Genomic DNA, 5,918 nt, shown 5'->3' on the forward strand with positions numbered 1-5,918 from the left:
GCCGTCAGCCCCTGCGCGCGGCGCGCAGCAGCGCGAGCGCCAGCGCGGTCTTCACCAGCGTGCCGGGCAGGAACAGCAGGAAGCCGGCATGGGCCGCGCGCTCCCAGCCCACGAAGCCGGCGAGCCAGGCGACGCCCGGCACGAAGAGCAGCAGGTGCGCGGCCGCCAGCACCAGGGCCTGCCGCGCGAGGCCCCGCCCGGCGAAGCCGGCGAGCCAGGCCGCGGGCAGGAAGCCGAGCAGGTAGCCCGCGGTCGGGCCAGCCAGCACGGCGATCCCGCCCGTCCCGTTTGCGAAGACCGGCAGGCCCATCGCGCCCTGGGTGAGGTAGAGCGCGACGCTCGCCGCGCCGAGGCGCGGCCCGCCGAGCGCGCCCAGCAGCAGCACGGCGAGCGTCTGCAGCGTCGCCGGCACCGGCCACATGGGCAGGCTGACCTGCGCCGAGGCGGCGAGGATGGCGGAGCCGAGCAGGGCGAGCGCCCAGAAGCGCGCGCCGGATGCCGCGCGCGCGGCGACGTCGGTGGTGGTCATGGATCGTCTCTCCTGGAAGCGGGCCTGGGCGGGGTCAGGGCGTCAGCGGCGCGGCCTCGCCGCGCTCCGCCGCGGCGAAGACCATGTCGTTGTGCGCGCCGGCCGCGGGGCCGGGCCAGCGCACCATCTCCCGCGGCGAAACCCCGTCGAAGCGGAAGGGGGCGGCGGGGTGCAGCACCGTGCCCAGCAGCGGGTCGGCGACCTCCATCACCCAGCCGCGCTCGCGGAAATGGGGGTCGTTGGCGCAATCGGCCATGTCGAACAGGCGCGAGCAGGGGACATCCGCGCCTTCCAGGATCGCCTCCGCCTCGGCCGCCGGCCTGGTGCGCGTCCAGGCGGCGATGGCGGCGTCGAGCTCGGCCACGTTATCGCAGCGCCCGCCATTGGTGGAAAAGCGCGGGTCGGCGGCCATCTCCGGCCGGCCGATCGCCTCCATCAGCCGCTTGAAGATCAGGTCGGAATTGCCGGCGACGCAGAGCCATTTCCCATCCGCGCAAGGATAGGTGTTGGTGGGTGCGGCGGTCTTGATCGCCGCACCCTGCGGCTGCCGCACCCAGCCGAACAGCCCGTATTCCGGCAGCATCCCCTCCATCAGGGAGAACACGCTGCTGACCAGGTCCACATCGACGACGCGCCCCTTGGCCGCCTGGTCGCCCTTCACCTGCCAGCAGGCGGCGACGACGGCCATGGCGCAGTACATGCCGGCCAGGTCGTCGCTGATGGAAACGCCGCAGCGCGGCGGCGGGTACTCCGTCTGGCCGGGATTGGCCGTCAGGTGGCGCAGGCCGCCCATCGCCTCCCCGATCGCGCCGAAGGCGGGCTTGTCGCGATAGGGCCCGCCCTGCCCGTAGCCGGAGATGCGGCCGATGATCAGCCGCGGATTCGCTTGGTGCAGCACGTCCGGCCCGAGGCCGATGCGCTCGAGGTAGCCGGCGCGGAAATTCTCCACCAGCGCGTCGGCGCGCCTGAGCAGCGCCATCAGCTTCTCGCGATCCGCCGGCTTCTTGAGGTCGAGCGTGACGCTGAGCTTGTTGCGCCCATGCACGCTGAACCAGACGGCATTGCCCTCGACGCTCGACCCCCAGCCGCGCACCGGGTCGCCGTCCGGCGGTTCCACCTTCACCACCTCCGCGCCGAGATCCGCGAGCAGGCGGGTGGCGAAGGGGGCGGCGATGTAGTGGCCGAGCTCGACGATCTTGAGCCCGGCGAGCGGCAGGTTCGGCGTGTGCGTCATGGCGCGACTCCTACCCTGGAATCCGGGGCGCGGAAATTCCGCGCCGTTCGGCCGGGGACGCGAATTTCCGCCTGTCGCATCAACCCTCCGGCAACCAGGGCGGGCGCATGATCCGTCCGTGGGTGCATGCGCACTCCTGTCTTCCTGAGTTGCACGGGTTCTCCCTCCCGTCGCATCCGCCCCGAATGTCGGGCGGCGAACTCGGGCGGTGCCAGCGACGGCACCGCCCGTTTTTTTTCGTCCCTCCCGCCACCTTCCTGTCAGGCCGCGCCTGGGGCAGGCTGCCCGCGCGAAGCAGGGGATGCCGTGCATGACCGACGACGAAGCGCTGGCCCGCGCCGCGGGGCTGGGGAAGGCCTGGGCAGGCCGGGAGGCCGAGATCGCCGAGGCGATCGCGCATGCGAGGAAGCTCGCCACCGCCTTCCCGCGCCCGGCGGATGAGGTGGCCGAACCCATGCCCGCGTTCGTCGTGCCCGCGGGCAAGGGCAGCCGCGCATGAGCGCGCCCATGACGCTGGCCGAGGCCTCGGCCGCCATCGCCCGCAAGCGCCTCTCGCCGCTCGAGTATCTCGACACGCTCAAGGCGCGCTTCGACGCGTTGGAACCCACGCTGAACACCTCGGTCCGCCCGCTGTGGGAGGAAGCGCGGGAGGACGCGCGGAAGGCCACCCGCCGCATCGCCCGGTCCGGCCCGCGCAGCGCCATCGACGGGCTGCCGGTGGGGCTCAAGGACATCATCGACATCAAGGGCCACCCGACCACCTGCCACTCGCGGCACCTGCTCGACAACATGAAGCAGGCCGATGCGGCGGTGGTGGCGCAGCTGCGCGCGGCGGGCGCGGTCTTCCCCGCCAAGCTCGCCACGCATGAATTCGCCATCGGCGGGCCGGCCTTCGACCTGCCCTTCCCGCCGGCGCGCAACCCCTGGAACCGGGCGCATCATCCGGGCGGCTCCTCCTCCGGCTCCGGCTCGGCCGTGGGCGCGGGCATCCTGCCGGCGGCGCTCGGCACCGACACGGGCGGCTCGGTCCGCCACCCGGCGAGCCATTGCGGCATCGTCGGCATGAAGGCGACCTACGGGCTCGTCTCCCGCCGCGGCGTCTTCCCGCTGTCCTACACGCTCGACCATGTCGGGCCGATGACGAAGGACGTCGCCTCCAACGCGCTGCTGCTCGGCGCGATCGCGGGCCACGACCCGGAGGACCCCGGCAGCGCCGCGCGGAAGGCGGAGAACTACCGCCGCGCGCTGGGCAAGGGGCTGAAGGGCCTGACCATCGGCTATGTCCGCCACTTCCATGAGGCGGACCAGCCGGCGACGGCCGAGGTCGCCGCCGCGCTCGACGCCGCGGCGAAGCTGATGGCGAAGGAGGGGGCGAAGGTGAAGACCGTCGCGCTGCCCTCGCTGAATGACTTCGCCGGGGTGAACCGGGCGATCCTGATGTCGGAATCCTGCGCCATCCATGGGCGCTGGCTGCGGGAGAGCCCCGAGCTCTATTCCAACCTGACGCGCAAGCGCCTCGCCCCCGGCCTGTTCGTGCGCGCCGAGGACTACGTCCAGGCGCAGCGCCGCCGCCGGGAACTGGTCGCGGCGGTGGAAGCGGCCTTCGCCGGCTGCGACGTGCTGCTGACCGCGTCCTCGATGGACCCGGCCTGCCGGATCGACGATCCGGAGGCGGTCGAGGTCACCTATCCCCGCCAGGCGCGGACCGCCTTCAACGTCACGGGCCACCCGGCCCTGACCCTGATGTGCGGCCTGTCGGCCGAGGCAGGGCTGCCGCTCTCCCTCCAGCTGGTCGGGCGGTACTTCGAGGAAGCGGTGATCTACCGTGCCGCCGCGGGCTACGAGCGCGCGGCCGGCTGGAAGGATCGCTGGCCGGGGGCCTGACCCCGACCGCGCGAGGGATGGCGCTTCGCACGGCCGCTCCGCCAGCCGCGTGCGGGAGACCCCCCGAGGGACGGTTGGAACCCGTCTGCTCCGGGCATGTCCGGCGCGGCGCCGGTGCCGGGCCGCGCGGTTCATGTGCGGTCCATGGCCCGGGCGCCGGCCACGCTCCGGGCGCGGCGCCCGTCCGCGCCGACCCCTTCGCGGCCCACCATCAGGTTGACACGATGAGGGCGCAGGTGCGACCGCCTGCCCCTGAACGCCGCGCATGAGCTCCGACATCGCCCTGACCGCGCCCGCCCTGGCCCTGCGGCCCGCCGCGCCCACCCGACTGCGCGCTGCCTTGCGCGGGGCGGCGGTGCCGCTGTTCCTGCTGTTCGCGGCAGCGCTGCTGCGCGCCTTCTCCTTCGCCCCCGCGGTGATCGACACCGATGAGGGGCTGTACATGCTCCAGGCCCGCGAATGGCTGCGCGGGAACTGGCCGCTCGTCGCGGTGTGGGACATGCACCCGGTCGGCGCGCCGGCGCTCTTCGCCGCCATCATGGCGCTGCTGGGCGAAGGCATCTGGGTGCCACGCCTGCTCGGCGTGCTCGGCACCTGGGCGACGGCCTGGGGGCTCTATGCCATCGTCCGCTTCGCGACGGCGCCGCCGGCGCTCGGCATCGCGGCGGGGCTGCTCTATCTCGCGCACACCACGCTGCTCGGCGGGCTCGCGACCAACACGGAAATCCTGTTCACGCCGCTGACCACCTGGTCGATGGCGCTCGGCCTGCGCGCCGCGCGGCGGGCGCTGGAGGAAGGGGAGGCGCCGCCCTTCCTCAAGATCGTCGCGATGGGGCTGATGATCGGCTTCGCGCTGGCGATTAAGCCGGTCGCCTTCTTCGAGGGCTGCCTCGCCTGGCTGCTGCTGGTCGGCCCGGCCTTCTGGCGCGGGCTGCTGCCCTGGCCGCGCGTGCTGGCCTACGCGGTCGCCTACGCCGTGCTGTGCGCGACGCCGACGCTGCTGTTCGGCTTCGCCTACCTGCTGAAAGGCGAGCTCGACGCCTTCATCACCGGCACCTTCACCGCGCCGCTGCGCTATGCGGGGGCGCGCGTGTCGGTGGTCGATGCCGGGCGCTACACGCTGATCGCCGCGATGATCCTGCTCTGGGCCTTCGCGCTGGTGCCCGCGGCGCTGATCCGGCCGCGGGTGCGGCGCGGGCCGGTCGCGCTGCTGCGCCGGGTCTGCGTGCTGTGGTTCGCCGCGGCGACGGCGGCGGTGATCATGCCGGGCATGTACTACCAGCACTACTTCCTGCTCTGGCTGCCGCCGCTCAGCCTGCTCGCCGCCCTCGGCGCGCGGCGGCTGGCGCGCGCGGCCCGGCCGGGGCTGGTGGTGGCAGCCTTCGCGCTGATCGTCGGCGGCGTCGCGCTCGATGCCTGGCGGTCCTCGACCGTGCCGCGCCTGTACGGCACGATCGGGCTGACCGGCCCCGACCCGGTGCGCGAAGTGGCCGCGGCGCTGAAGCGGGAGATCGACCCGGGCGACCGCATCTGGGTCGTGAACTACCATCCGACGCTTTACGTGCTGGCGCAGGCGGGGCTGGCGACGCGCTACGCCTTCCCCGCGCAGTTGACCGGCCCCTATTGGCGCGTGACGGGCATCGACCCGCATGAGGAGGTGGGGCGCATCCTCGCCTCCACCCCGCAGGCGATCGTGATCGATCGCGGCTGGTGGCCGAACATGCGCCCGCGCATCGCCGCGATGATCGAGGAAGCGCTCGCCGAGCACTACGACCTCGCCGCCGTCGTGTGGGAGGAACGCGGGCCGGTGGAGGTGTGGCGCCTGCGGTGAGGAGCCGTTTACTGCCTCAATCGCCAGCGGAATCTTGGTTTGCCTCAATCGCCGGCGCGGCCGTCCGGCCGCTTGGCTTTCGCGCCGTGCACTTGCGCGCCGGGCGCGGCGAATGGTCTGGGCGCGGTCGCGCTTTGCGCTCCCGGATCGCGGCTGACGCCTCGATCCGTTGTCGGTTGATCGGACGGCGCGGCGCTACCCCGCGCGCCGATCCGCCAGCCCCAGGCCCAGGGCGCCGACCGACAGCACCGCCCCCGCCGCGAAGATCGCCGCATGGCTTTCGCCCGTGGCGCCGAACAGCGCCGCCATCGCGAAGCCCGTCGCCGCCTGCGCCAGCGCGAAGCCGGCCGTCACGCGCACCCAGACCAGCCCGGCCTGCGCCCCGGCCCTCTCCCGCGCCGCGACCAGTGCCACCGCGGTGATGCCGACCGTCGCCGCGC

The 5,918-nt window shown here is 73.5% G+C and carries 6 protein-coding genes; 3 read left to right on the forward strand and 3 right to left on the reverse strand.

Annotated features, from left to right (window positions below):
• Positions 1-4 precede the first annotated feature (4 nt).
• Together HW577_RS19085 and HW577_RS19090 are read right to left on the reverse strand one after the other, a co-directional pair.
• Positions 5-529, reverse strand: a complete 525-nt coding sequence (locus HW577_RS19085) for a biotin transporter BioY (protein WP_198377726.1) — start codon at positions 527-529, stop codon at positions 5-7.
• Between the two features lie 34 nt (positions 530-563).
• On the reverse strand, positions 564-1,763 hold the full coding sequence (locus tag HW577_RS19090) for a CaiB/BaiF CoA transferase family protein (protein ID WP_198377727.1): 1,200 nt from the start codon (positions 1,761-1,763) through the stop codon (positions 564-566).
• A gap of 310 nt (positions 1,764-2,073) precedes the next feature.
• Between HW577_RS19090 and HW577_RS19095 the strand changes: the two genes are divergently transcribed.
• The 3 genes from HW577_RS19095 to HW577_RS19105 all read left to right on the forward strand — a co-directional run bounded on the left by HW577_RS19095 (position 2,074) and on the right by HW577_RS19105 (position 5,478).
• The gene (locus HW577_RS19095) at positions 2,074-2,262 is read left to right on the forward strand and encodes a hypothetical protein (RefSeq protein WP_198377728.1); all 189 of its coding nucleotides are present in this window, start codon (positions 2,074-2,076) and stop codon (positions 2,260-2,262) included.
• Positions 2,259-3,647: an amidase gene (locus HW577_RS19100; protein WP_198377729.1), complete on the forward strand. Its 1,389-nt coding sequence runs from the start codon at positions 2,259-2,261 to the stop codon at positions 3,645-3,647. The genes HW577_RS19095 and HW577_RS19100 overlap by 4 nt, the downstream gene beginning before the upstream one ends.
• A 265-nt stretch (positions 3,648-3,912) precedes the next feature.
• Positions 3,913-5,478, forward strand: a complete 1,566-nt coding sequence (locus HW577_RS19105; RefSeq protein ID WP_198377730.1) for an ArnT family glycosyltransferase — start codon at positions 3,913-3,915, stop codon at positions 5,476-5,478.
• 195 nt (positions 5,479-5,673) lie between these two features.
• Here the strand turns inward: HW577_RS19105 and HW577_RS19110 are convergent.
• Positions 5,674-5,918 (reverse strand): hypothetical protein (locus HW577_RS19110; RefSeq protein WP_408639543.1); only part of this gene is annotated, 245 nt, incomplete at its 5' end.

Source organism: Neoroseomonas rubea (assembly GCF_016106015.1).
In the GTDB taxonomy this organism is placed as follows: Bacteria; Pseudomonadota; Alphaproteobacteria; order Acetobacterales; family Acetobacteraceae; genus Neoroseomonas; species Neoroseomonas rubea.